This window comes from Paenirhodobacter sp., from assembly GCF_050177655.1.
In the GTDB taxonomy this organism is placed as follows: Bacteria; Pseudomonadota; Alphaproteobacteria; order Rhodobacterales; family Rhodobacteraceae; genus Rhodobacter.
This window is the reverse complement of the sequence record NZ_JBFXGV010000002.1, coordinates 92039-116827: the sequence shown is the minus strand read 5'-3', so window position 1 is coordinate 116827 and position 24789 is coordinate 92039. Positions and strand designations below refer to the sequence as shown.

The 24789-nt window shown below is 67.6% G+C and carries 21 protein-coding genes, 1 tRNA gene and 1 pseudogene; 9 read left to right on the top strand and 14 right to left on the bottom strand.

All coding sequences use genetic code 11. The annotated features are described in order from the left end of the window. Positions 1-79: 79 nt before the first annotated feature. On the top strand, positions 80-1879 hold the full coding sequence (gene lepA, locus AB7U46_RS01655; protein ID WP_428335184.1) for a translation elongation factor 4: 1800 nt from the start codon (positions 80-82) through the stop codon (positions 1877-1879). Between the two features lie 284 nt (positions 1880-2163). Here lepA and AB7U46_RS01650 read toward each other — a convergent pair whose 3' ends face one another. Together AB7U46_RS01650 and AB7U46_RS01645 are read right to left on the bottom strand one after the other, a co-directional pair. Beyond that, a complete protein-coding gene (locus tag AB7U46_RS01650) occupies positions 2164-2301 on the bottom strand; it encodes an entericidin A/B family lipoprotein (protein WP_428335183.1) in 138 nt (45 codons plus the stop codon). A 200-nt stretch (positions 2302-2501) separates the two neighbouring features. Continuing rightward, on the bottom strand, positions 2502-3470 hold the full coding sequence (locus AB7U46_RS01645; protein ID WP_428335182.1) for a quinone oxidoreductase family protein: 969 nt from the start codon (positions 3468-3470) through the stop codon (positions 2502-2504). A 113-nt stretch (positions 3471-3583) separates the two neighbouring features. On the opposite strand from AB7U46_RS01645, the pseudogene AB7U46_RS01640 reads away from it, so the two are divergent. Then, a pseudogene (locus tag AB7U46_RS01640) lies at positions 3584-4435 on the top strand (LysR family transcriptional regulator). Positions 4436-4660: 225 nt separating this feature from the next. Here AB7U46_RS01640 and AB7U46_RS01635 read toward each other — a convergent pair. Beyond that, positions 4661-4734: transfer RNA gene (locus AB7U46_RS01635), tRNA-Cys, on the bottom strand. Positions 4735-4885: 151 nt separating this feature from the next. Between AB7U46_RS01635 and AB7U46_RS01630 the strand changes: the two genes are divergently transcribed. From AB7U46_RS01630 to AB7U46_RS01620, 3 genes are all read left to right on the top strand, one after another. Continuing rightward, entirely contained in the window at positions 4886-5536 is a 651-nt protein-coding gene (locus tag AB7U46_RS01630) for a protein-L-isoaspartate O-methyltransferase family protein (protein ID WP_428335181.1), read from the top strand. Between the two features lie 119 nt (positions 5537-5655). Continuing rightward, positions 5656-7056: a TolC family outer membrane protein gene (locus tag AB7U46_RS01625; protein ID WP_428335180.1), complete on the top strand. Its 1401-nt coding sequence runs from the start codon at positions 5656-5658 to the stop codon at positions 7054-7056. Between the two features lie 134 nt (positions 7057-7190). After that, positions 7191-8444: a hypothetical protein gene (locus AB7U46_RS01620; protein ID WP_428335179.1), complete on the top strand. Its 1254-nt coding sequence runs from the start codon at positions 7191-7193 to the stop codon at positions 8442-8444. 92 nt (positions 8445-8536) lie between these two features. On the opposite strand, the gene AB7U46_RS01615 is transcribed toward AB7U46_RS01620, so the two are convergent. The 3 genes from AB7U46_RS01615 to AB7U46_RS01605 all read right to left on the bottom strand — a co-directional run bounded on the left by AB7U46_RS01615 (position 8537) and on the right by AB7U46_RS01605 (position 11716). Further along, positions 8537-8857: a DUF6280 family protein gene (locus tag AB7U46_RS01615; RefSeq protein WP_068765522.1), complete on the bottom strand. Its 321-nt coding sequence runs from the start codon at positions 8855-8857 to the stop codon at positions 8537-8539. Positions 8858-9204: 347 nt separating this feature from the next. Then, positions 9205-9933 (bottom strand): YgfZ/GcvT domain-containing protein, encoded by a 729-nt coding sequence (locus tag AB7U46_RS01610; protein ID WP_428335178.1) that lies wholly within the window; start codon positions 9931-9933, stop codon positions 9205-9207. 31 nt (positions 9934-9964) lie between these two features. Then, a complete protein-coding gene (locus tag AB7U46_RS01605; RefSeq protein ID WP_428335177.1) occupies positions 9965-11716 on the bottom strand; it encodes an ABC transporter ATP-binding protein in 1752 nt (583 codons plus the stop codon). A 160-nt stretch (positions 11717-11876) separates the two neighbouring features. On the opposite strand from AB7U46_RS01605, the gene AB7U46_RS01600 reads away from it, so the two are divergent. Beyond that, positions 11877-13076 carry a pyridoxal-phosphate-dependent aminotransferase family protein gene (locus AB7U46_RS01600; protein ID WP_428335176.1) on the top strand — a complete coding sequence of 400 codons (1200 nt, stop codon included), beginning with the start codon at positions 11877-11879 and terminating at the stop codon, positions 13074-13076. Positions 13077-13167: 91 nt separating this feature from the next. On the opposite strand, the gene AB7U46_RS01595 is transcribed toward AB7U46_RS01600, so the two are convergent. From AB7U46_RS01595 to AB7U46_RS01585, 3 genes are all read right to left on the bottom strand, one after another. Continuing rightward, positions 13168-13563 carry a DUF305 domain-containing protein gene (locus AB7U46_RS01595; protein ID WP_428335175.1) on the bottom strand — a complete coding sequence of 132 codons (396 nt, stop codon included), beginning with the start codon at positions 13561-13563 and terminating at the stop codon, positions 13168-13170. A 109-nt stretch (positions 13564-13672) separates the two neighbouring features. Further along, positions 13673-14065, bottom strand: coding sequence for a DUF6858 family protein (locus AB7U46_RS01590; protein WP_428335174.1), 393 nt, complete (start codon positions 14063-14065; stop codon positions 13673-13675). Positions 14066-14130: 65 nt separating this feature from the next. Further along, entirely contained in the window at positions 14131-15249 is a 1119-nt protein-coding gene (locus AB7U46_RS01585; protein WP_428335173.1) for a pyridoxal phosphate-dependent aminotransferase, read from the bottom strand. Positions 15250-15369: 120 nt separating this feature from the next. On the opposite strand from AB7U46_RS01585, the gene AB7U46_RS01580 reads away from it, so the two are divergent. Beyond that, complete coding sequence (locus tag AB7U46_RS01580; RefSeq protein ID WP_428335172.1) at positions 15370-16155, top strand: crotonase/enoyl-CoA hydratase family protein; 786 nt, start codon at positions 15370-15372, stop codon at positions 16153-16155. 158 nt (positions 16156-16313) lie between these two features. Here the strand turns inward: AB7U46_RS01580 and AB7U46_RS01575 are convergent, their stop codons facing one another. The 3 genes from AB7U46_RS01575 to AB7U46_RS01565 form a co-directional block, all read right to left on the bottom strand. Then, positions 16314-19397, bottom strand: coding sequence for a valine--tRNA ligase (locus tag AB7U46_RS01575; protein ID WP_428335171.1), 3084 nt, complete (start codon positions 19395-19397; stop codon positions 16314-16316). A 73-nt stretch (positions 19398-19470) separates the two neighbouring features. Further along, positions 19471-20208 carry a VOC family protein gene (locus tag AB7U46_RS01570; protein ID WP_428335265.1) on the bottom strand — a complete coding sequence of 246 codons (738 nt, stop codon included), beginning with the start codon at positions 20206-20208 and terminating at the stop codon, positions 19471-19473. A gap of 92 nt (positions 20209-20300) precedes the next feature. Next, positions 20301-20732, bottom strand: coding sequence for an Lrp/AsnC family transcriptional regulator (locus AB7U46_RS01565; protein WP_428335170.1), 432 nt, complete (start codon positions 20730-20732; stop codon positions 20301-20303). Positions 20733-20958: 226 nt separating this feature from the next. Here AB7U46_RS01565 and AB7U46_RS01560 point away from each other — a divergent pair, with 226 nt between their 5' ends. Together AB7U46_RS01560 and AB7U46_RS01555 are read left to right on the top strand one after the other, a co-directional pair. Further along, a complete protein-coding gene (locus AB7U46_RS01560) occupies positions 20959-22104 on the top strand; it encodes a type III PLP-dependent enzyme (RefSeq protein WP_428335169.1) in 1146 nt (381 codons plus the stop codon). Between the two features lie 114 nt (positions 22105-22218). Next, positions 22219-23412, top strand: coding sequence for a DUF2235 domain-containing protein (locus AB7U46_RS01555; RefSeq protein ID WP_428335168.1), 1194 nt, complete (start codon positions 22219-22221; stop codon positions 23410-23412). Here AB7U46_RS01555 and AB7U46_RS01550 read toward each other — a convergent pair. Both AB7U46_RS01550 and metF read right to left on the bottom strand, forming a co-directional pair. Next, positions 23314-23805 (bottom strand): PaaI family thioesterase, encoded by a 492-nt coding sequence (locus AB7U46_RS01550; RefSeq protein ID WP_428335167.1) that lies wholly within the window; start codon positions 23803-23805, stop codon positions 23314-23316. The genes AB7U46_RS01555 and AB7U46_RS01550 overlap by 99 nt on opposite strands. Before the next feature lie 90 nt (positions 23806-23895). Next, positions 23896-24762, bottom strand: coding sequence for a methylenetetrahydrofolate reductase [NAD(P)H] (gene metF, locus AB7U46_RS01545; RefSeq protein ID WP_428335166.1), 867 nt, complete (start codon positions 24760-24762; stop codon positions 23896-23898). Between the last annotated feature and the right edge of the window lie 27 nt (positions 24763-24789).

Genomic DNA, 24789 nt, shown 5'->3' with positions numbered 1-24789 from the left:
GCAAGCGCCAGCCTGACACAGCGGCGCGGGCGCGCAAAGCCCCTTCCCGGCCCTTGTTTTTACGGCTATACGCCGCCCCATGACCCAGCTCGACCTGATCCGCAATTTCTCCATCGTGGCGCATATCGACCACGGCAAATCCACCCTCGCCGACCGTCTGATCCAGCTGACGGGGACGGTGGCTGCGCGCGACATGAAGGCGCAGATGCTCGACAGCATGGATATCGAGCGCGAGCGTGGCATCACGATCAAGGCGAACACCGTGCGGATCGAATATCCGGCGAAGGACGGCAAGACCTATATCCTGAACCTGATCGACACCCCCGGACATGTCGACTTCGCCTATGAGGTCAGCCGCTCGATGCGCGCGGTCGAGGGGTCTCTGCTCGTCGTCGACGCTTCGCAGGGCGTCGAGGCGCAGACGCTTGCGAACGTCTATCAGGCGATTGATGCCGGCCACGAAATCGTGCCGGTGCTGAACAAGATCGACCTGCCCGCCGCCGATCCCGACGCAGTGAAGGCGAATATCGAGGACGTCATCGGCATCGACGCCTCGGATGCGATTCCGATCTCGGCGAAGACCGGGCTCGGCATCCCCGACGTGCTCGAGGCGATCGTGCACCGCCTGCCCGCGCCGAAGGGCGAGCGCGAGGCGCCGCTCAAGGCGATGCTCGTCGACAGCTGGTATGACCCCTATCTCGGCGTGGTCGTGATGATCCGCGTGATGGATGGCGTGATCCGCAAGGGCGACCGGATCAAGATGATGCAGACCGGCGCGATCTACGGCATCGACAAGCTCGCGGTGCTGAAACCGCAGATGGTCGATATCGCCGAGCTTGGCCCGGGCGAGATCGGCGTCTTCACCGCCTCGATCAAGCAGGTGCGCGACACCCGCGTCGGCGACACCATCACCCACGAAAAGAAGGGCTGCGAGACGCCGCTGCCGGGCTTCAAGCCGGCGCAGCCGGTGGTGTTCTGCGGCCTCTTCCCGGTCGATGCGAACGACTTCGACGCGCTGCGCGACGCGATCGAGAAGCTCGCGCTGAACGACGCCTCCTTCTCCTATGAAATGGAGACCTCGGCGGCGCTGGGCTTTGGTTTCCGCTGCGGCTTCCTGGGGCTTTTGCACCTCGAGGTGATCCGTGACCGGCTGGAGCGCGAATACGATCTCGACCTGATCACGACGGCGCCCTCGGTGGTGTTCAAGCTGCATATGAAGGACGGCGAGGTCCGCGATCTGCACAACCCCGCAGACATGCCCGACCTGACCTATGTCGACCATATCGAGGAGCCGCGGATCAAGGCGACGATCATGGTGCCCGACGAATATCTGGGCGACGTGCTGAAGCTCTGCCAGGATCGTCGCGGCATCCAGCTCGACCTGACCTATGCCGGTTCGCGCGCGATGGTGGTCTATGACCTGCCGCTTTCCGAAGTGGTGTTCGACTTCTACGACCGGCTGAAATCGGTGACCAAGGGCTATGCGAGCTTTGACTATCAGCTGAGCGAGTATCGCGAGGACTTCATGGTCAAGATGTCGATCCTGGTGAACGACGAGCCGGTCGATGCGCTTTCGATCATGGTGCACCGCGACCGCGCCGAAGCGCGGGGCCGCGCGATGGTGGAAAAGCTCAAGGAGCTGATCCCGCGGCACATGTTCAAGATCCCGATCCAGGCGGCGATCGGCGCGCGGGTGATTGCGCGCGAGACGCTCAGCGCGATGCGCAAGGACGTGACGGCGAAGTGCTACGGCGGCGACGCGACGCGCAAGAAGAAGCTGCTCGAGAAGCAGAAGGCCGGCAAGAAGAAGATGCGGCAGTTCGGCAAGGTCGAGATCCCGCAGACGGCGTTCATCGCCGCGCTGAAGATGGATGAGTGAGCACCGACGGGGGCCTTGGCCCCCGGCAAAACGCTCCTGCGGAGCGTTTTGAGGTGCGAACGCCCGAGCAAGCCTGCGAGAGCCAGCCGACCCCGCCTCTGGCGGGGTCAATTCTTTTCAGGGACATGATTCAGCGTCCGGCGCGACCGACACCTTGGGCAAGCGCAGCGGGGACGGAAAAGCCGGTTCGGCCATCGGCAGTCGAGTCACCCGTCTGGACGCCCCTGCGCATGAAAAAGCCCCGGTACGACCGGGGCTCAGGTCATTCGCTGCGAGGGGTTTCCTCACATGTCGCTTTGCGCCTTGCCGGCCTCTCGCGTCACCGCCGCGCCGGCGGCCTGCATGTCTCGGCCCGCGCCCTTGACGGTTTCGCAGGCGGCCAGCGCGCTCAGCGCCAGCATCAGGATCAGGGTCTTGCGCATCTTTCTCTCCATCAAACTCTTCCCGAACGCCTCCGCGCCGATCGGGTTCCTGCGCAGCCTAACCAAGCCTGCGGCCGGACAGAAGCGCTTTGTCGCCAGAGGGTTTCACGGAGGGGAGAGGAGGGCGGCGGGGCGCCGGCCGAGGCCGGGCGCCTCACCCCGCGGTGGCGCGAGATGAGGCGGCGGGGTCGGAGGTGCGCTCAGATCACCAGCAGAGGCACCCCCGATGTCGCGCCCGTTTCCAGCGCATGTTGCGCGGCCGCCGCTTCGGTCAGCGGAAACCGCGGCCCGGGCGCGACCGCGGATGGCCGCTGCAAGGCGCGCAGCACATCCGGTGCGGCGGCTTTGTAGGTTGCGGGGTCGGCCAGATAGGCCATCACGCTGGGGCGGGCGAGGGCGAGGCTGCGCAGGGGGCCGAGGCTGTCCAGCGTGATCGGGCCGGCAGGCCCGCCGGCCTGACCGACGCTTGCGATCATGCCGAATTTCGCGGTGGCGTTCAGCGAGGCCTCGAGGGTCGGGCCGCCGATCCCGTCGATGGTGAACTCCGCCCCCTTGCCGTCGGTCCAGTCGCGCACCGTTTGCGCGATATCGGCATTGCGCCCGACGATGACCCGTTCGGCCCCGTAGCGGCGTGACAGATCGGCCTTCTCCTCGGAGCTTGCCGTCGAGATGACCCGCGCGCCCAGCTGCCGTGCCCAGGGGATGACGAGGCTTGCCAGCCCGCCCGCCCCGGCATGGACGAGAATGGTCGTGCCGTGTTTCACCGGATAGACCCGCTGCAGCAGCATATGCGCGGTGAAGGCCCGCAGCAGGCTGCTGGCGGCGATCTCGGTCGGGAGCGCGTCGGGCAGGGGGATCGCCCGCCATGCCGGCAGCAGCCGCACCTCGGCATAGCCGCCGGGAATGCCCGCATAGGCCACACGCTCGCCGACCGCCAGGCCTTCGACATCCGGGCCGAGCGCTTCGATCACCCCCGCGCCCTCGACCCCCAGAATGGCCGGCATCGGCAGGGGGTAGAGCCCCGTGCGCTGATAGATGTCGATGAAATTCACGCCCGCCCCCAGTTGGCGCAGACGGATTTCTCCCGGACCCGGTTCCCCGGGATCGCGGCGCGTGGCGGAGAGGTTCTCGATGCCTCCCGGCGCGGAAAGTTCGATGGTCAGGCTCATCACAGGCTCCTTGTTGACCGCCGCACTCTCGCAATCGGCTCTGTGATTTGTAATGCGCAAATGATGCATATTATTGTTGCGAAAATCGTACATTTGGTCGGAAGGGGCGTTGCATGGACTGGGAAGATCTCCGGCATTTTCTGGCGGTCGTCGACAGCGGCAGCCTTGCCGGCGCGGCGCAGATTATGGGGACGCAGCGGACGACCGTGTCCCGCCGGATCCGCGCGCTGGAAGACGACAGCGGGCTGGTCCTCTTCGACCGCCGGGGCCGACGGCTGCAGTTGACCGCGGCGGGGCATGACCTCGCGGCGACAGCGCGGCCGATGCGCGATGCCGCCTTGCGGGCGAGCCGGCTGGCGGCGGGGTTGAAGCCCGGCATGCGTGGACGGGTCCGAATCTCCGCCCCGCCCGCGTTGGCGGCGGCGCGTCTGGTGGCGCCGCTTGTCCGGCTGGAGCGCCAATATCCGGAGCTCGAGATCCAGCTCGTCGGCGAGATGCGCGCCGTTTCGCTCAGCCAGGGCGAGGCGGATATCGCCGTCCGTCTGAGCCGGCCCGAAACCGGCGATCTGGCGATCTCGAAACTGGGCGAAATGGTCTTCCAGCTTTATGCGCATGCCGAGTATCTGCGTGACACCCCGGCCTCGGCGTATCGCTATGTCGGTCAGGGGGATGTGCCCTAGGCCCTGCCGCAACAGGTGCTCCTGAACCGGATCGCCCAGGGCAATTTTGCCTTCTATGCCGATGACATCCAGCTCCAGGCGGCGGCGGCTTCGGCGGGGGCGGGCATCGCCGTGCTGCCCGATTTCGTCGCCGAGGATCGTGCGGAGCTTGCCCCGGTTCCCGCGACCGATCCCGTGCTCGTCCGGGAAATCTGGCTGGTCACCCATGCCGAGCAGCGCCATCAGGAGCGCATCCTGCGCGTCACCGAGGCGCTGCGCGCCGCGTTGAAAGGTCGTGGCGCCTGAGTTGGGGCAGGGCTTGGATGGGAAGGGGGGCTGTGGTTGCGGCCCCGCCTCGCGACACCGATGGCGGCCGCATGGCGTCGGGATCCCCGGCGGATCGGCCGGGGCGGCACGACGCGACCCCGCGCCGCCGCAGCCGTGAAGATCTGTCCCGAAACATAAGAGACCAAGGCACCGCAGAGGGTGACGCGGCTGTGTCGGGAAGGGGATGTCGCTGTCTGGAGGATCTGGAGGCGGGTACCGGAATCGAACCGGTCTTCACGGATTTGCAATCCGCTGCGTAACCTCTCCGCCAACCCGCCGCCTCGAGGTCGCTCTCCCCTACCCAATCACGCGCGCGGGCGCAAGTGTCTGTGCAACAGTGCCGATCAATTCCGCCGCCCGGCCCGTTGCCCCGCCCGGTCTTCTGTGGCAAAACCGATCCTAGGATCACCAGACCGAAGAGTTCAGATCATGCAAGATTTCGCCACGCGCCGCATCATGATGGTGGATACCCAGGTCCGCCCCAATGACGTGACGAAATTCCCGATCATCGCCGCCATGCTCGAGGTGCCGCGCGAGGAATTCGTGCCCGCCGCCAAGCGCGAGGCCGCCTATATCGGCGAGAATGTCCCGTTTGCGCCCGGTCGCGTGCTGCTCGAGCCGCGCAGCTTCTCGAAGATGCTCGACGCGCTCAACATCCAGCCGAGCGATCTCGTGCTCGATGTCGGCTGCGGGCTCGGCTATTCGAGCGCGGTGATCGCGCGCATGGCCGAGGCGGTGGTCGCCCTCGAGGAGGCCGATTTCGCGAAACAGGCCGAGGCCGCGCTGGCGCAGGTCGGGGCCGACAATGTCGCCGTGGTCGCCGGCACGCTGACCGCCGGGGAGCCGGCGCATGGCCCCTATGACGTCATCATCGTCGAGGGCGGGGTCGAGGATCTGCCCGCCGCGCTGCTCGATCAGCTCAAGGAAGGCGGCCGGATCGCCGCGATCTTCATGCAGGGCGCGCTCGGCATCGCGCGGATCGGGCGCAAGATCGACGGGCTCGTCGCCTGGCGCGACGCCTTCAACGCCACCGCGCCGGTGCTGCCGGGATTCGCTGCGGCAAAAGAGTTCGTGCTCTGATCGCGCAATCGCGGTATCAGGGACATATCGACGGAATTGAATATGCGGGGCGTATCACAACGGCCCGCATGACCGGGCCGCCGCCAGAAGCGGCTTGCAGCAACCTTGAGGACTGAGGCATGACCCGCAAGATACTGAAACCGCTCCTGCTTGCCTCGGTGGCGAGCCTTGGCCTGATCGGCAGCACGCTTGCCGTTTCCGCCGAAACCCTCGCCGATGCGCTGGTCTCGGCCTATCGCAATTCGCATCTGCTCGAACAGAACCGCGCCACGCTGCGCGCCGCCGACGAAGATGTCGCGCAGGCCGTCTCCGATCTGCGCCCGGTGCTGCAATGGACCGCGAATTACGGCTATACGAAGAACGACGCGACCGCCGCGACCTACAAGGCCGCCGGTCGGACCTATGACCGGCTCACCGCCTACAGCTCGCTCGTCGCTTCGGTGACGCTGTTCGATTTCGGGCGCGGCCGTCTTGCCGTCGACATGAAGAAGGAAGCGGTGCTCTCCACCCGCGAGGGGCTGCGTTCGGTCGAGCAGCAGGTGCTGCTTTCCGCGATCTCCGCCTATACTTCGGTGAAAAGCACCGCGGAGCAGGTCGCGATCAACGAGAATTCGGTGCGCGTGATCGGCGAACAGCTGAAGGCGGCGCAGGATCGCTTCGATGTGGGCGAGGTGACGAAGACCGACGTGTCGCAGGCCGAGGCCTCCCTCGCCGGGGCGCGGGCTTCGCTCGCTGCGGCGCGCGGCAATTACCAGATCGCGCGCGAATCCTACAAGGCGGCGATCGGCCATTATCCGGAGAAGCTCTCGGCGCTGCCGAAGGCGCCGGTGCTGCCGAAAACGCTCGACACCGCGCGCACCACCGCGCTGCGGGCGCATCCCTCGATCAAGCAGGCGCAGCACAGCGTTTCGCTCGCCGAGCTGAGCGTTTCCGCCGCGGTGGCGGAGCGGCTGCCGGAGATCGACGGTTCGGCCAGCTTCACCGTCTATGAGCGCGGCACGAAGAACACCGCGGCCGGGGTCGGCCTGACGCAGACGATCTATGCCGGCGGCAAGCTCTCCTCGGTGCATCGCCAGGCGATCGCCGGGCGGGACCAGGCGAAGGCCGCGCTGCGCGAGGCCGGGGTCGAGGTGTCCGACGCGGTGGCGCAGGCCTGGGCCTCGATCGACGTCTACCGCGCGCAGATCCGCGCCTATGACGAGCAGATCCAGGCCGCCGACATCGCCTACAAGGGCGTGAAGGAAGAGGCGACGCTGGGCGCGCGCACCACGCTCGACGTGCTCGACGCGGAACAGACGCTGCTCGACGCGCGGGCGTCGCGGATCACGGCCGAGGCCGATTTGCAGGTAGGATATTATTCACTACTTTCCGCTATGGGTCTTCTTACGGTAGAAGACCTCAAGCTCGGGATCCCGACCTATGACCCCGCAGGCTATTACAATGCGGTGCAGAAAGCGCCGATCACCAGTGTTCAGGGCAAGAGCCTTGACCGTGTGCTCAGCGCGATCGGCAAGAACTGAGGTTCTTGCACCCCGGAGTGTAGCGCGGTGGGAGTCCCATTCGCTTGGTTGCGGCGCATGTCCTGCAGCGGCGTCTTCTGTATGCAACAGAGGGCTGGACAGAGTCGCAGCCGGATCGCAGGATTGGGGACATGATGTCTGAACCCGGAAAGACCCTTGAGATTGAAGATGTGCTGTCGTCGATCCGCCGGCTCGTGTCGCAGGATACGGCGGTGCCGCGTGCGGCCGGGGCGCCGCATCGCGCCGCAGCGGGGGGCGCGGAGGCGCAATGCCTGGTGCTGACGCCGGCGCTGCGCGTCGAGAGCGAGGAGGGGGCCGAGGAGCTTCCCGCGGTCGAGGCGGCGGAGGAGGCTCCGGAGGCTTTCGACGAGGCGCCCTTCGCGCAGGACGTGCCTGAGACGGCGGAGCCCATCGCGGAAGTCGTTGAATTCTCGACCGAGACGCCTGTGGAAGCCGCAGCGGAGATCGAGGATGCGGCGGAGCCGGAGATGTCCGAGGCGGCGATTCCCGAACCCGAGATGAGCGAGACCGAGGCGCTTCTGCGCGCGGCGGAATCGGCGCTTGCGGAGAGCGGGGCCCTGCTTGACGACGCCGATGCGGCGCTTGGCGAGGCGGTCGAGGAAGAGGATGCCGAGGCCGAGACGCTCGGCGACGAGCTCGCGCGGCTCGAGAGCACGATCGCGGAGATGGAGGCGGCCGTGACCGGAAGCGAGGTCGAGTTCGAGCCCGAGGAGGGCGACCGCTTCGAGGCGGAAGGGGCCGAGCCGCTCGTCGATCTGCCCGAGAATTTCGATGCGGAGGCCTTTGCGGAGGCCGCCGTGCTGAGCGAACCGGAGGCGGCGCCTGCGGTGGATGACGATGCCGAGGCCTTCGCTGCGGAGGAGGAGGCGCTGTCGATGGCGGCGCGTTTCGGCTCGCCCGCGGAGATCGACGAGGCCGAATTCGTCGAGGAGGCGCCCGAGGCGGTGGCCGAAGCTGACGGGGATGCGCCCGGAGAGGTCGATCCCGATCTGCAGGATGCCTCCTGGGCGGGGCAGGACGCCGGCATGGACTGGGCGGAGGCGGCGCTTTCGCTGGCGCAGCCGAAGACCGCGCGGCGGCTGCATCTCTCCGATGCGGAGGAGCCGGCGCATCGCCCGGAGATCCGGCGATCGAGCTACGACGAAATGCGCGCGGAATTCGAGCGTGACAGTGACGACGACGTCGCAGAGGCTGCCGAGGCGCCCTTTGCCGAGCCGCTGATCGACGAGGAGACGCTGCGCGAGATGGTGGCGCAGATGATCCGCGAGGAGCTGCGCGGCACGCTGGGCGAGCGGATCACCTCGAACGTGCGCCGTCTGGTGCGGCGCGAGATCCAGCGCGCGCTGATGGGCCAGGATTTCGACTGAGCGCGGTCGGCGCCGCGTCCCCCCGATGACCTTCTGAAAAAGCAGCGGCGCGCCCGAGGGCGCGCCGTCTGACTTTCGATGCCTGGGGCGGATCAGGCCGCCTCGGCCTCTTCCGCCGCCATCCGGCGCTCGCTTTCCTCCCGCGAGAGCGCGACCGAGGTCCGCACGCCCTTCGAGACGAATTCCATCAGGCCCTTCACCACGCGTTCGTTGGGGTCGATGCCGGCACAGGACAGAACCTCGCGCCCGTCGCGCGAGCGCGCCCAGCGGGCGATCTGTTCGGGTCCGTTGCCATATTTTTTGTCATCGGCAATCGCATCATCGAGAGCAGCGAGCACAACGGCGGCGAACAGCTTGCGCGCCCTTTGCCCTTGCTCATAGTTGAATGCGGAGCCGTCAACGAAATCGCGCATTATTCCGTCCTTTTTTATTGCTCTTGCGTTTCCTGGCGTGGGGGCCATCTAGGGCGCTTGGCCCCCGATTCGATATGGCTCCGAAGGCATGGCTGATATGCGTCGGTGACATGCCTCTCGCGGGCTCCCCACAGGATTTAGGTGCTGTTTGCGGAAACAACCGCGCATATGTAGGCACGCGAAGGGGTGGGTCAAGGCCGGAGCCAAGAAATAAAGGGGTTTGCGGAGGCCCGCGTCGCCCCGCTGTGCCGGCGATCGGGTGCGGCGGAGAGCTTTGCACCCCTTGCAGGACTGCGCCGATCCCCATGATTTCTCTGCATGGCTCGCGCAGAAGTGAACTGGAGAGTCTATTCCGCGAAGAGCCGTGCGGCGCCGGCGTTCAGCGGTCCCTCCAGCCGGTCGAACCGAAGCTGGGCAAGCGCCCGCCCGCCCGATTGCGTGAAGAGCGTGCCGACCGGTTTGCCCTCCGCCTCGATCGGGGTTCCGACCGCTGCGCTCCCCTCGATCCGCAGCCGCATGAGCCCCTTGCGCAGCTCGGTCTTGTGCTTCATCCGCGCCGTGACCTCCTGGCCGACATAGCAGCCCTTGCGGAAATCGACGCCATGCAGCCGCTCAAACCCGGCCTCGAGGATATAGGTCTCGGGCGTCAGCTCGATCCCGGTTTCGGGGATCAGATGCGCGACGCGGATCGCATCCCAATCGCTGCCGTCATCGCCCGAGGCTTCGCCGTAAAGCCGCCAGCCGAGCGCCGGATCGCGCGGATCGGCGATGGCCCCCTCGGGTGCCGCACCAGTGCCGCGGAAGACCTGCAGCGCGGAGGGGGCGATCTGCACATCGGCGCGCAGCCGATACATCATCAGCCGCTTCACCGTCGCCTCGGCGATGCCTTCGTCGATGTCGAGCAGGATCGCCTCGCCCCGCGGGACCAGCAGGAAATCGGCGAGGTATTTCCCCTGCGGCGTCAGCAGCGCGGCATAGACCGGCCCCTCGGAGAGGTGCCGCACGTCGTTGCTGACAAGGCCCTGCAGGAAATGCTCGCGGTCCGTGCCGGTGATCTCGAAAATCTTGCGCATCATCGCCTCCTCGCCCCGATATGGGGCGCATGGCTCACTCGACAAGCTGCATCCGGCACAGGCCGGCATAGGCGCCGCCCTGCGCGATGAGCTCGTCATGCGTGCCCTGTTCCACCACCTGGCCCTCGACGATCACCACGATCTTGTCGGCGTCGCGCACGGTCGAGAGGCGATGCGCGATCACCAGCGTGGTGCGCCCGACCGAGAGCTTGTCGAGCGCCTGCGCCACCTTCGCCTCCGAGGCGGTGTCGAGCGCCGAAGTCGCCTCGTCGAGAAGCAGGATCGGCGCATCGCGCAGCACCGCGCGGGCGATGGCGACGCGCTGGCGCTGCCCGCCCGAAAGCGCGGAGCCACGCGGCCCCGCCGGTGTGTCGAGGCCGAGCGGCATCGCCTCGGTGAATTCGGTGACATGGGCGGTGTCGAGCGCGCGGGCGAGATCGGCCTCGGGCACATCGGCGCGGCCGAGCAGAACGTTCTCGCGGATCGTCTCGTCGAAGAGCGCGGCATCCTGCGTGACGACCGAGAAGAGGTCGCGCAGCGCGCCGAGATCGAGCGCAGTGACCGGCACGCCGCCCACCGCGATCAGCCCGCTGTCGGGGTCGATGAGCCGGGTGAGCAGGTTGAAGACGCTCGACTTTCCCGCGCCGGAGGGGCCGACGAGGGCGGTGGTCTTGCCCGCCTCGGCGGTGAAGCTGAGCCCGCGCAGCACCGGTTTCGCGCCATAGCTGAGCCGCACGTCATGCAGCTCGATCGCGGTCGTCGCGGGAACCGGCAGCGGTGCGGCGGGGGAGGTGATCGCCGGGCGGATGTCGAAGACGCGGTAAAGCCGCTCGAGGCTGGCCGCCGCGGTCTGCCAGGTGCCGGCAAGGCCGCCGAGCCGGCGCAGCGGCTGGAAGGCGAGCGCCATCGCGGTGAAGAAGGACATGAATTCGCCCACCGTGCGCTTGCCCTCGACGATCTCGGGCGCGCCAAGGAGCAGCACCGCGAAGAAGCCGAAGCCGGTGACCACGTCGATCAGCGCCGGGATCATCGACTGCGACACCGCCATCTTCACCATCGCGCGGCGGATGAAGGCGACGAGCTTCTCGAACCGCCCGATCTGATAGTCTTCCATCCGGTTCAGCTTCACCGCGGCGATGCCGTGGAACACCTCGTCGAGCCGGGTCGCGCGCTGGCTCGCCTGGGCGCGCATCTGCCGCGTCTTCTTGCGGATGTAGCGCTGCGCCATGCCGGTGGGCAGGATCAGGAGCGGCGCGCCGATCAGCGCGGCAAGCGTCCAGCGCGGGTCGATCGAGATCGCCACGCCGAAAAGCGAAATGAGCGCGATCGCGTCGCGCCCGGCGCCGGTGATGAAGGTCGTCCAGACGCCCTGCACGGCCAGCGTGTCGCCCTGCACCCGCTCGATCAGCGCGCCGGGCGGGTTCTCCTGGAAGAAGCTCTGGTCGAGGGTGAGGATATGGCGCACCAGATCGACCTGCATGTCGGAGGAGGAGCGCTGCGACACGTCGGAAAGCAGCGCGCGGGAGCCGACCGAGGTCACCGCGCGGATCAGGAAAAGGCCGAAGATCGCGCCGCCGACGAGCGGGATCATGCCGGAATGGCCGCCGCGGAACACCTTGTCGAAGAGCGGTTCGAGCATCGCGCTCAGCGCGCCGAGCGTCGAGCCCTCGATCACCATCAGCACCATCGCGGCCGCCATCTTCGGCCAGTGCCGGCGCAGGTAGCTGCGCCACATCCGGCCGAAGAGTTCGCGCGATCCATAGGGTGTTTCGGGGGACTCGGGCACGCGGACCTCGGCTTTGGCGCCTCGTGGCGCGGTTCCTGCCGATCTAGCGCGAATGCGCCCGCCCGGCAAGCAAGCCCGGTTTGTGCCCGATACATCCGCGGCGTTGACCCTCCGGGCGCGGTTCATTACCCCGGACGGGTATCTTCCGCAGGAGTGAACCATGAGCCTCGCGCACGGCCGTCCCTATCTCGCCATTCCCGGCCCCTCGGCGATGCCGGACCGGGTGCTTGCCGCGATGCACCGGGCCGCGCCGAACATCTACGAGGGCGACATCGTCGACATGACGAACCGGATCGTCACCGACCTGCGCCGCGTCGCGCTCTCGACCGCGCATGTCGCGATCTACATCGGCAATGGCCACGGCACCTGGGAGGCGGCGATCGCGAACCTGTTCTCGCGCGGCGACAAGGCGCTTTCGCTGGCGACCGGGCGGTTCGGCGTGAACTGGGCGGGGCATGCGCGGGCGATGGGGATCGGGGTCGAGATGATCGACTTCGGGCTGAAGGCGCCGGTCGATCCCGCCCGCGTCGAGGCGGCGCTGCGCGCCGATCGAGGCCATGAGATCAAGGTCGTGCTGCTCACCCATCTCGACACCGCGACCTCGATTTTGAACGACGTCGCCGCGGTGCGCGCGGCGATCGACGCGGCGGGGCATCCGGCGCTGCTCGCCGTCGATTGCATCGCCTCGCTCGGCTGCGACGAGTTCCGCTTCGACGACTGGGGCGTCGACGTGATGGTCGCGGCCAGCCAGAAGGGGCTGATGGTGCCGCCGGGTCTCGGCTTCGTCTGGTTCTCCGACAAGGCACTGGCGGCGACCAAGGGCGCCGATCTGCGCACGCCCTATTGGGACTGGACGCCGCGCGCCTTCCCGCAGTTCTACTACGAGCATTTCGCCGGCACCGCGCCGACGCATCACCTCTTCGGGCTCGCCGAGTCGCTGCCGATGATCCTCGACGAGGAGGGGCTGCCCGCGGTCTGGAAGCGCCACGAGGTGCTTTCGCGCGCGGTCTGGGCGGCCTTCGACACCTGGGGGCAGGGCGGCGACATCGAACTCAACGTGGTGAACCCTGACTGGCGCGGCCATTCGGTCACCGCGGCGCGGATCGGTGGCGGCGGCGCGACGGCGCTGCGGCGCTGGTGCGAGGCGGAGGCGGGGGTGACGCTCGGCATCGGGCTTGGCATGGCCGAGCTTGGCGCGCCCGAGGGCGACGATTTCCTGCGCGTCGCCCATATGGGCCATGTCAACGCGCATATGACGCTCGGCGTGCTCGCGGTGATGGAAGCCGGGATGCAGGCGCTCGAGATCCCGCATGCGCGCGGCGGGCTTGCCGCGGCGGCGGCGGTCTGCGCCGGCAAATAGGCGGTTTGTGCGGGCGACGCGGCAGGGGAAGACCGCGCCGCCCGACATCCTCCGGCCGAAGGGGCGACAGCCGGAGGGGGAGAGCAAAGGCTTACTGGTTGCCGTGTTTCTCGAGCCAGCCGACCATCCAGTCGAGATCGGCCTGCTGCTGTTCGATCATCTTCTCGGCCATCATCCGGACCTCCGGATCGTCGCCATAGTCGCGCGCGACCTTGGCCATTTCGACCGTGCCCTCATGGCTCGGGATCATCGCATGCACGAAATCCAGGTCGGCATCACCGGTATAGGGCGTCGCGGCGGCGTCGCGCAGCTTCGCGCTCGCCATCATGAAGGCGGCGGTGGAGGGGGCGGCATCGGCGGTCGCTGTGGCCGCGGCGGGGGTGAAGCCCTGCGCGGCATTGGTTTCCTGCGCATAGGCGCCAAAGGCGAGGGCGAAGGCGATGGGGCTGAGCATCGCGATGCGTCGGGTGCGGTTGATTCTGCTCATCTGCGTCTCCTGTTCCCGGTGAGGGGAAGGTGCGCTTCGAGACGGGCTGCGGCAAATCACCACTGAGAGAGGCTTTTGTGAGCGGCGGCACCCCGCCGCCCACCACGACTCAGGCCTTGTCGGCGAGCGCCTTGCACCAGGCTTCCATCTCCTTCGTCGCCATTTCCATCGGCGGTTCGAGGAAGGTGATGTGGAAGGCCTCGCCCGTATCGGCCACGCCGATCGCGCGCGGCCGCACCGCGAGCACCGCGGCATTGGGCAGCATCATGCCAAAGCAGAAGACGATGTTCTTCGCATCCTTGATCGTGTCGGCGATGGTGCCGCCGATCGCCTGCGTATGCGCGTAATGGTCGAAGGTGGCGATATAGGCGACCTTCGGATGGGCGTCGATCTTCGCCTTCAGCGCGGCGATGATGTCGTCGACCGTGGCGCAGGAGGTCTCCGCCTTCGGCAGGGTGAGGTCGTAGACCGGGTATTTCTCCATCAGCAGGGACTGGCGCATCGGGATATCCTTTCTCTGGAATGTATCTTTTCCAGAGACCCGAGTGCCCCGCCCGGCGCTGGGGGTCAACGTGACGGCAGGTCGCGGGCGCGCGCGAGTGCGCCGGGCAGCGCGGCTGCGAAGGCTTCCATCTCCGCCTCGGGCCCGCAGGAGACGCGGATGCAGCGGTCGAGCGGCGCGACGCCCGGCATCCGCACGAAGATATCGGCCGCGGTCAGTTCCTCGAGCACGCGCCGCGCGAAGGCGCCGTCGCGCCCGCAGTCGATCGCGACGAAATTGGTGGCGGAGGGCAGGGGGGTGAGCCCGTTCGCCCGCGCGATGGCGCCGATGCGATCACGCGCGGCGCCGACGAGGCGGCGCATATAGGCCTGCCAGGTGGTGTCGGAAAGCGCGGCGAGCGCGCCGGCCTGGGAAATCCGGCACATGCCGAAATGGTTGCGGATCTTGTCGAAGGCCTGGATCAGCGGCGCCGCCCCGATCGCATAGCCCACGCGCGCGCCGGCCAGCCCATGCGCCTTGGAAAAGGTGCGCATCCGGATCACCCGCGGATCGTCCGCGTCGATCGGCGCCGCGGTGCCCTCGGGCGCGAGCTCGACATAGGCTTCGTCGACGATGAGCAGGCTGCCCTCGGGTACGCGCTCGACCATCGCCGCGATCGTGGTGCCGGGGTGATGCGAGGCCATCGGATTGTCGGGGTTGGCGATATAGATCAGCTTCGGCGCGACCTCGGCGGCCTTCGCCAGCAGCGCCTCGGGGTCTTCGGCATCGCCCGCATAGGGCACCTTGTGCAGCACGCCGCCATAGCCCGCGACGTGGAAATTGAAGGTCGGATAGGCGCCCTCCGAGGTCACGACCTCATCGCCGGGCTCGATCACGAGCCGGCAGAGATAGCCCAGGAGCCCGTCGATCCCCTCGCCCACCACGATGTTTTCCGGCCGGCAGTGATGCTGCGCGGCGAGCGCCGCCTTCAGGTCGTGGTTCTCCGGATCGCCGTATTTCCACGCCTCGCCGGCCGCCGCCGCCATCGCGGCGATCGCGCGCGGCGAGGGGCCGAAGCCGTTCTCGTTCGCGCCGAGCCGCGCGGCGAAGGCATGGCCAAGGCGGCGCTCCTGCGTTTCGGGCCCGACGAAGGGCACGGTGGCGGGAAGGCTCTCGATCAGGGGGGTGAAACGCGGTCCAGTCATGGCGATTGGCTACGGGCAAACGCGATTTCGGGCAAGAAGATTTCGTTGCGTCATGGGCGTGGCGTCAGCACTCGCGCGGGGGCGCGGCGCTGCTAGGGTGGCGGCAAAGAGGAGGAGACCATGGCCCAGATCGAGATTACCTGGCACGGCAGGGTGGCCGAGCTTGCCCTTGCCCGGCCCGAGAAGATGAACGCCGTTTCGATGGAGATGATCGCCGAGGTGATCGCCGCGGCGGACATGCTGGCGGCGCGCGACGACCTGCGCGCGGTGGTGCTGAGCGGGCAGGGGCGCGCCTTTTGCGCCGGGCTCGACGTCGCGAATTTCGCGGCGCTCGCGATGGGCGACCCCGAGGCGCTGATCATGCCGCGCGAGCATGGCGCGGCGAACCGGTTCCAGCAGTTCTCCCTTGCCTGGCGCGCGCTGCCGGTGCCGGTGATCGCGGCGCTGCACGGCGTGGCCTTCGGCGCGGGGCTGCAACTCGCCGCCGGGGCCGATCTGCGCGTCGCCGCCCCCGGCACGCGGCTTTCGGTGATGGAGATGAAATGGGGCCTCGTGCCTGACATGGGGGGGATGGTGACGCTGCCCGAACTGATCCGCGCCGATCAGCTGCGCCGGCTGACCTACAGCGCCGAGGAGATCGCGGCGGAGGAGGCGCAGCGCATCGGTCTGGTGACCGAGATCGCAGAGGATCCCCGTGCCCGGGCGCTTGATCTTGCGCAGGCGATCGCCGGCCGCTCCCCCTCCGCGATCCGCGCCGCGAAACGGCTGGTGACCCGGGCCTATACCGCGCCCGAGGCCGAGGTGCTGCTGACCGAGAGCCGCGAGCAGACCGATCTGATCGGCAAGCCCGACCAGATGGCAGTGATCGCGGCCAATATGGCTGGCCGTGCGCCCGATTTCGGCTGAGGATTTTCGAGTATTTGGGCCAAGAAAAAGCCCCGACTTCTATAGAGGTCAAATATCCCCCGCGGAGCGTCCGCGCTCAACAGAAAGGCCCGGGATCGCCCCCGGGCCTCGTTTCCAAAGTGCTCAAATATCCCCGCCGGAGGCTTCCCCGGCCGGGCTCAGCCGAGCTCGGCCAGACGTTTCACCGCCGCCGCGACCTTCGCCGCCTCGTCCTCGCGCGCGGCCAGGTTGTCGCGGCTTTCCTCGATCACCTCTTCCGAGGCATTGGCGAGGAATTTCGGATTGTCGAGCTTGGCCTTCAGCCCCGCGGCTTCCTTCTGCAGCTTGGCGAGCGATTTCTCGAGACGCGCCTTCTCCGCCTTGACATCGATCACCCCTTCGAGCGGCAGCCCGAAGAGCGCGCCGGCGACCGGGATCGAGATCGCGCCTTTCGGCACCGCGGTTTCGGTCACGCTGTCGATCCGCGCAAGGCGCAGGATCAGCGCCTCGTTCCCCGCGATCGCGGCACGCGCGGCGCCGTCGGCCTCGGCGAGCACCATCGGCAGTTTCAGCCCCACCGGCACACCCATCTGCGTGCGCGCCGAGCGGATCGTCTCGATCAGATCAATGACCCAGTTCATCTCGCGGTCGGCCTCGGCGTCGATCAGTTCCGCGCCATAGCTCGGCCAGTCGGCATGCACGAGCATCTTCGCGCGGCCGCCCTCGGGCGCGGTGAGCCCCCAGAGCTCCTCGGTGATGAAGGGCATGATCGGGTGCAGCAGGATATAGCACTGATCGAGCACCCAGCGCATCGTCGCGCGGGTTTCCTCCGCCTCCGGCCCATCGAAGAGGGGCTTCGCGAATTCGACATACCAGTCGCAGACCTTGCCCCAGACAAAACCATACAGCGCCAGCGCCGCCTCGTTGAAACGATAGCTGCCAAAGGCCGCATCCACCGCGGCAAGGGTCTTCGCCGTCTCGCCGATGATCCACTTGTTCACGGTATGCGTGGGCGTCGGCATCGCGCCCGCCGGCCCCTCGAACACGCCGTTCATTTCGGCAAAGCGCGTGGCGTTCCAGATCTTCGTGCCGAAGTTGCGATAGCCCGCGATCCGGTCCTTCGAGAGCTTCAGCACGCCACCGATCGCCGCCATCGAGGTATTGGTGAAACGCAGCGCGTCGGCGCCGAATTCGTCGATGATCTCCAGCGGGTCGATCACGTTGCCCGTGGTCTTCGACATCTTCTTGCCCTTCTCGTCGCGCACGAGCTGGTGCAGGTAGACGGTGTGGAAGGGCACCTGGTCGACGACGGCCAGCTGCATCATCATCATCCGGGCGACCCAGAAGAAGAGGATGTCAAAGCCGGTGACGAGCACATCGGTCGGGAAATATTTCGAGGTGCTCTCGTCCCAGTTCGGCCAGCCGAGCGTGCCGATCGGCCAGAGGCCCGAGGAGAACCAGGTGTCGAGCACGTCGGGATCGCGGAAGATCGGCATGCGCTTCGGACTAAAGAGCGTCTTGACCTCATCTTCCGAGGCGGCCTCGATCACCTCGATCCCGTCCGAGAACGTGGCATAATAGGCCTCGGCCTGTTCCTTGGCCGCCGCGAAGCTGGGCGCACAGAACACGGCATATTCCCCGTGATTGTGCTTCGCCATCAAGGCGATGCGCTCCGGGTTCGGAACGATACCGTCGCAGCGCTGCTTCGGCCCATACCACACCGGGATCTGGTGTCCCCACCAGAGCTGGCGCGAGATGCACCAGGGCTCGATGTTTTCCAGCCAGTGGTAATAGGTCTTCTCGCCCGCCTCGGGCATGATGACGGTGTCGCCGTTGCGCACGGCGTCGAGCGCCTTGCCGACGATCTTTTCCGCGTCAACATACCACTGGTCGGTCAGCATCGGCTCGATCACCACCTTCGAGCGATCGCCGAAGGGCTGCATGATCGGCTTCGCCTCGACCAGCGGCACGAGGGTCTGCGGCTCGTCGCGCTCGTCGCCGCCTTCCTCGCTTTCGACCGGGGCCTTCGCGGCGGCCTTGCCAAGGCGCGGATCGTTTTCCGGCACCATCACGGCAAGCCCCTCGCGGGTGATCGCCTCAACAACCGCCTTGCGCGCCTCGAACCGGTCGAGACCGCGCAGCTCCTCGGGCACGAGGTTCAGCGTGTCGACCTCGGCCTCGGTGAACGCCGCGCCCTTCGAGATCTCCATCGCGCGGGTGGCGCAGGTGTTGTAGCTCGCGCCATCGGCACGCATCGCGCCCTTGGTGTCGAGCAGGCGATACATCGGCAGACCCGCGCGTTTCGCCACCTGATAGTCGTTGAAATCATGCGCGCCGGTGATCTTCACCGCGCCCGAGCCGAAGGTCGGATCGGGGTATTCGTCGGTGATGATCGGGATCAGGCGGCGGTGTTCCTTCGGCCCCACCGGGATCTCGCAGAGCATGCCGACGATCGGCGCGTAACGCTCGTCCGAGGGATGCACCGCCACCGCGCCGTCGCCCAGCATCGTCTCGGGGCGCGTCGTGGCGATCGAGATGTAATCGCGTTCCTCGGTGAAGAGGACGTTCCCCTCTTCGTCCTTCTCGACATAGGTATAGGTCGCCCCGCCCGCGAGCGGGTATTTGAAGTGCCACATATGACCCGCGACCTCGATATTCTCGACCTCGAGGTCGGAGATCGCGGTCTCGAAATGGGGGTCCCAGTTCACCAGCCGCTTGCCGCGGTAGATCAGGCCCTTGTTGTACATCTCCACGAAGACCTTGATCACGGCATCGTGGAAATTGCCCTCCTCGCCCGCCGGCGCGCCCGGGGCGCCCGACATGGTGAAGGCGTTGCGCGACCAGTCGCAGGACGAGCCCAGCCGCTTCAGCTGGTTGATGATGGTCGAGCCGTATTTGCCCTTCCACTCCCAGACCTTTTCGAGGAAGGCCTCGCGGCCAAGGTCCGTGCGCTTCGGCTGGCCGGTCTTGGCCAGTTCCTTCTCCACCATCAGCTGAGTGGCGATGCCGGCGTGATCCTGCCCGGGCTGCCAGAGCGTGTCGAAGCCGCGCATCCGGTGCCAGCGGATCAGGATGTCCTGGATCGTGTTGTTGAAGGCATGGCCGACATGGAGCGCGCCGGTGACGTTGGGCGGCGGGATCATGATGCAGAAGGTTTCCGGGCGGGAGGCATTGGCGCCGGCCTTGAAGGCGCCGGCCTCTTCCCATTTCGCATAGATCCGCGGCTCGGCTTCGCGCGCGTCGAACTTGGTTTCCATCGTCATCGGTCTGATCCTTTCGGGCTTGACGCTCTTTAGCGTGCAGGCCCTGCAAGGAAAAGCCTTTGCCGCAGACTGCTCAGGGTTTCGGGCCGACCACGGCGAAATGCGCGCCCTGCGGATCGCAGAGCACGGCAATCAGCGCGGGGCCGGTCACCTCCTGCGGGCCGAATTTGAGCAGAGCACCGCGCGCGGTGGCGGTCGCGATCGTGGCGGCCACATCCGCGACGCCGAAATAGGGCAGCCAATGCGGCATCGGTGCGGGGCCAAGGCCCATCATGCCGCCGATCTGCGCCGCCCCGTGGGCAAAGATGTGGTAGCCGCCCATCTCCCCCATCGGCATGACGCGATCCTCGGTCCAGCCGAAGAGCGTGCCGTAAAAGCCGAGCGCCGCGCCCGGATCGGTGCTCATCAGCTCGATCCAGTTGCCGTGGCCATTGCGGCCCTGTTCGAAGGCGCCGCGTTCGGGCGGGTTTTCCATCGGCGCCGGCTGCAGGATGCCGAAGCGCGCCCCCTGCGGATCGGCGAGCACGGCGAAACGCCCGGTGCCGGGGATGTCGGCGGGGGCCTTCAGCACCTTGCCGCCCTCGGCCTCGGCGCGGGCGGCGGTGGCGTCGCAATCGTCGACGGCGAGGTAGATCTTCCAGTTCGGCGGCACGCCGGGCTGCACCATCGCCAGCGGGATCATCCCCGCGACCATGTCATTGCCGCAGGCGGCGAGGCGATAGTCGAAGGCGGAAAGCGCGCTCACGCCCACCACCCAGCCGAAAAGGGCGCCGTAGAACTCCGCCGCCGCGTCGAGATTTCCGGTCGACAGTTCGAACCAGCAGGGATTGCCGTGCCAGGACGTGGAAATTTCCTCCGCATCGGGGGCATTCTATCACGTTTCCCCTAGGGAAACAGGAGGGGTCACACCGCCCGGTCGAGTTTCGTCGAGAGGTGGATCAGGCTTTCGGAGCTTTTCACCCCCTGCATCTCGCCGATCTGGTCGAGCACATTGTCGAGCTGCGTCGTCGAATTGGCGGCGACCTGCAGCAGAATGTCGACGCGCCCCGAGGTGGTCGAGATCCGCTCGACCTCGGGGATCGCCTTCAGCCGGGTCAGGATCGCGGCCTGCGCGCGCGGCTCGATCGTGAGCAGCACGGTGGTGCGCAGCCGCCCGGCCCGCGCCGCCTCGCCCAGCTTGACGGTATAGCCCGCGATCACGCCCGAGGTCTCCAGCCGCTCGAGCCGGGCCTGGATCGTCGAGCGCGCGACCTTCAGCCGCCGCGCCAGCACCGCCACCGACATCCGGGCGTCGCCCGAAAGCAGCCCGAGGATCGCCGTATCGAGCTCATCCATCGTCTCACCTGCAATTTGACCGGTTGTTTCGTCATTGTAACGACAATGCGCCACAAATCTACTCTTTTGATCGGTGAAAACGTGCCCCATTTAGCGCAAACTGAAAAGACGGGAAAAGGGCGGCTCATACGCACCTGGCCCGGGTATGGTTGAAACGCGCAAGCGTCTCCCGACCCGTCAAGCCGGGGCAAGAGGTGGCTGCATTCTGTTGGCGAGGGAGAAGCCGATGGGACTGTCGAAGACTATCTGGGCGCAACCGTCCGAAATCATCCGTCACAAGCGGCCCGAGAACCCGGTGCTGGTGTTCTCGCCGGCCGCGTTGCAGGCCTCGGCGCGCCGCTTCGTCAAGGGTTTTCCGGGGCTTGTCACCTTCGCGGTGAAGTCGAACCCCGAGGAGATGGTGATCCAGAACCTCGTCGCCGCGGGGATCCGCGGCTTCGACGTCGCCTCGCCTTTCGAGATCGACCTCGTGCGGCGCCTCGCCCCGGGGGCGGCGCTGCATTACCACAACCCGGTGCGCGCCCGCGCCGAGATCGCCCATGCGGTGAAGGCGGGGGTGAAGAGCTGGTCGGTGGATTCGCGCTCCGAACTGGAAAAGCTGATCGAGATGGTGCCCGCCGAGGGCTGCGAGATCTCGGTGCGTTTCAAGCTGCCGGTGGCCGGGGCGGCCTATGACTTCGGCGCGAAATTCGGCGCCTCGGCGGAGCTGGCCGCCGTGCTGCTGCGCCGCGTGGCGGAGGCGGGGTTCACCCCCTCGCTCACCTTCCACCCGGGCACGCAATGCACCGATCCGGAGGCCTGGGGCGCCTATATCCGCACCGCCGCACAGATCTGCGCCGAGGCCGGCGTGACCGCCGCGCGGCTCAATGTCGGCGGCGGCTTTCCGAGCCATCGCCGCGCCGGTGCCGCCCCCGCGCTCGAGGAGATCTTCGCGCTGATCGACCGCGTCGCGACCGAGGCCTTCGGCGCCGCCCGCCCGCAGCTTGTCTGCGAGCCGGGGCGCGGCCTCGTCGGCGATGCTTTCGCGCTCGTCACCCGGGTGAAGGCGCTGCGCGACGAGAGCCACGTTTTCCTCAACGACGGGGTCTATGGCACGCTGGCGGAGATGCCGCTGATCGGCGCGATCGACCGGATCGAGGCGGTCTCGCCCGAGGGGATCGCCCGCACGGGTGCGCCGGTCGGGCGTGTGGTCTTCGGCCCGACCTGTGATTCGGTCGACCGGATGCCGGGGGAGGTGGCGCTGCCCGGCGATCTCGCCGAGGGCGATTTCCTCGTGATCCAGGGCATGGGCGCCTATTCCGCGGCGACCAACACGCGCTTCAACGGCTTTGGTTCGCTGGAGATCATGACGGCGCTCGCGCTCAAGGGCTGAGCAGGGGCGGCGCCTGACGCCGCGGCGCCGGGCGATTTCACGCAAAGGTCAATGAACGTTAACGAACCTTGCCCTATCCTTGGGGCAAGGTTTTTTCAGCATCGGGGGGATGCAGTGCGCGGCCTGTTCGAAAGGCTTCTGTCGGCGATCAGGCGCCGGTTCCGCCCGCCGGTGGAACAGGTGCCGGTGGCTGCCGGGCGCGGGCCGGTCGACCATGTGATCCTGCTCGACGGCACGATGGGCGCGCTCGACGAGGCGCGGCTGACCTCGATCGGCATCCTCTATCGCTACCTGCGCCGGCGGGTGCCGCGCGCCTCGCTCTATTACGGGCAGGGGCTGCAATATCGCGAATGGCGCGATCTGCGCGACGTCTGGCTGGGCTGGGGCGTCGATGCGCAGATCCTGCGCGCCTATGGCTGGCTTGCGATGCGCTACCGGCCGGGGGACCGGATCTTTCTGATCGGCTATTCGCGGGGCGCCTTTGCCGCGCGTTCGCTCGCCGGGCTGATCGACCGGGTGGGCCTTCTGCGGCCGGAGGAGGCGACGGAGCGCAACGTCACCCTCGCCTGGCGCCATTACGAGGGGGAGGCCTCGCCCGTCGCCTTTCGCCACGCGCATTGCCATGCCGAGGTGACGATCGAGATGGTCGGCGCCTTCGACACCGTCGCCGCGCTCGGCTTCCGCTGGCCCTTCCTGTGGATGTTCCTACCGCGCCGCTACCGGTTCCACGACCATCGCCTCGGCCCCTCGGTGCGCCACGGGGTGCAGGCGCTGGCGCTGCACGAGACGCGCTCGGTGCTCGAACCGCTGGTCTGGGCGAGCGGCGAAAGCGACGCCACGCGCATCGAGCAGGTCTGGTTCCGCGGCTGTCACGCCGATATCGGCGGCCAGCTTTCCGGGGCGGAGGCGGCGCGCCCGCTCGCCAACATTCCGCTGGCCTGGATGCTGGGGCGGGCGGAGGCGGTGGGCCTCGCGCTGCCGGCGGATTGGCGCACCGATTTCCCGATCGACGCGGAGGCGCCCTCGGTCGGCTCCTGGCATGGCTGGGGGCGGCTTTTCCTGCTGCGCGCGCCGCGCGTCGTCGGCCGCGACCCGTCGGAGCGGATCCACGAGACCGCCTTCGTCGCCGGGCGCGAATGGTGGCTCACGATCCGGCCCTGGCTTGCCAATCGCGCGCCGCAGATCCTGCGGTTGCGGCGCGCGGGCGGCTCAGACCGCCTCGCCCATGACGAAGCAGGTGGCGGTGCCGAGCGCGTAGAGCCGCCCGTCGGCCGCGCCGCGGATCTCGCCGCGCGCGATCCCGGTTGAGCGCCCGAGATGTTCGAGCCGCCCGGTGCCGATCACCTCGGCGCCGATCGGGATCGCGCGCAGCAGGTTGACCTTGTATTCGAGCGTCGTCTGGAACTGCCCGCGCGGCAGGCCGGTGATCACCGCGCAGGTCAGGCAGGTGTCGAGCACGGCGCCGTACCAGCCGCCATGCACGCCGCCGAAAGCGTTGGAATGACGGAATTCCGGCGTGCCGCGGACCTCGGCGAGCCCCTCCTCGACATGGCTCAGCCGGTAGTTCATCTCGCGCGCGAGCGCCATCGTCGGCACCTCGCCAGCGACCACCTTCTGCATGAAGGCAAGCCCGGTCATCTCCCGCAGCGCTGCGAGCGGCAGGAAATCCCCGGGGTTTTCGGCATATTTCGGTTCGGTCATCGGCGTCTCCCTTTGCGCGGGAGCCTAACGTGACGGCAGACAGCGAAAAGGGGGCCGAGGCCCCCTTGCGCTCATTCCGTTACGTCACTTTCAGGCGACGTTCTCGAGCGTCACATCCGGGGTGACGCCCAGCGCGTGGCAGACGTCGCGGGTCATCTGCGGCCGGTTGAGCGTGTAGAAATGCAGATCCTCGACCCCGCCCGCGATCAGATTGTCGCAAAGCTCGGTGCAAAGCGCGGTGGCGAGCAGGCTCTCGCGCCCGTCGCGGATCGCGGCCTCGAAGGCCTCCTCGACCCAGGCGGGAATCGAGGTGCCGCAGCGCTGGGCGAAGGCCTTCGCGCCCTTCCACGACTGGATCGGCAGGATGCCGGGGATGATCTTCGCGGTGATCCCTTCCTTCACGCAGGCGTCGCGGAAGCGGAAGAAGGTCTCCGCCTCGAAGAAGAACTGGGTGATCGCCGAGGTGGCGCCCGCCTCCGTCTTGCGCTTGAGCCAGCGCACGTCGGCGAGCGCATCGGCGGCCTCCGGATGCGGTTCGGGATAGGCGCCGCAGCGGATGGTGAAGCGGCCATCCTGCGCCAGCGCCTCGATCAGCTCGACCGAGCTGGCGAAACCGTCGACGGCGGGGGTGAATTTGCCATGACCCTTCGGCGGATCGCCGCGCAGCGCGACGATCTCGGTCACGCCGGCCTCGGCATAGGAGTTCACGATCTCCAGCGTCTCGGCCTTTGTCGCCTCGACGCAGGTCAGATGCGCGGCGACGTTGAGGCCGTAGTTCTTGTGGATCGTCGCCACTGCCTCATGCGTGAGCTTGCGGGTGGTGCCGCCGGCGCCATAGGTCACGGAAACGAATTCGGGTTTCAGCGGCGCGAGCTGCTGCGCCGTCTCCCAAAGCCGGAACGAGGCGTCGAGCGTCTGCGGCGGGAAGAACTCGAAACTGATCTTCGGCGTGGTCATGGCGGCATCCTTTCGTTGGCCCCCTTG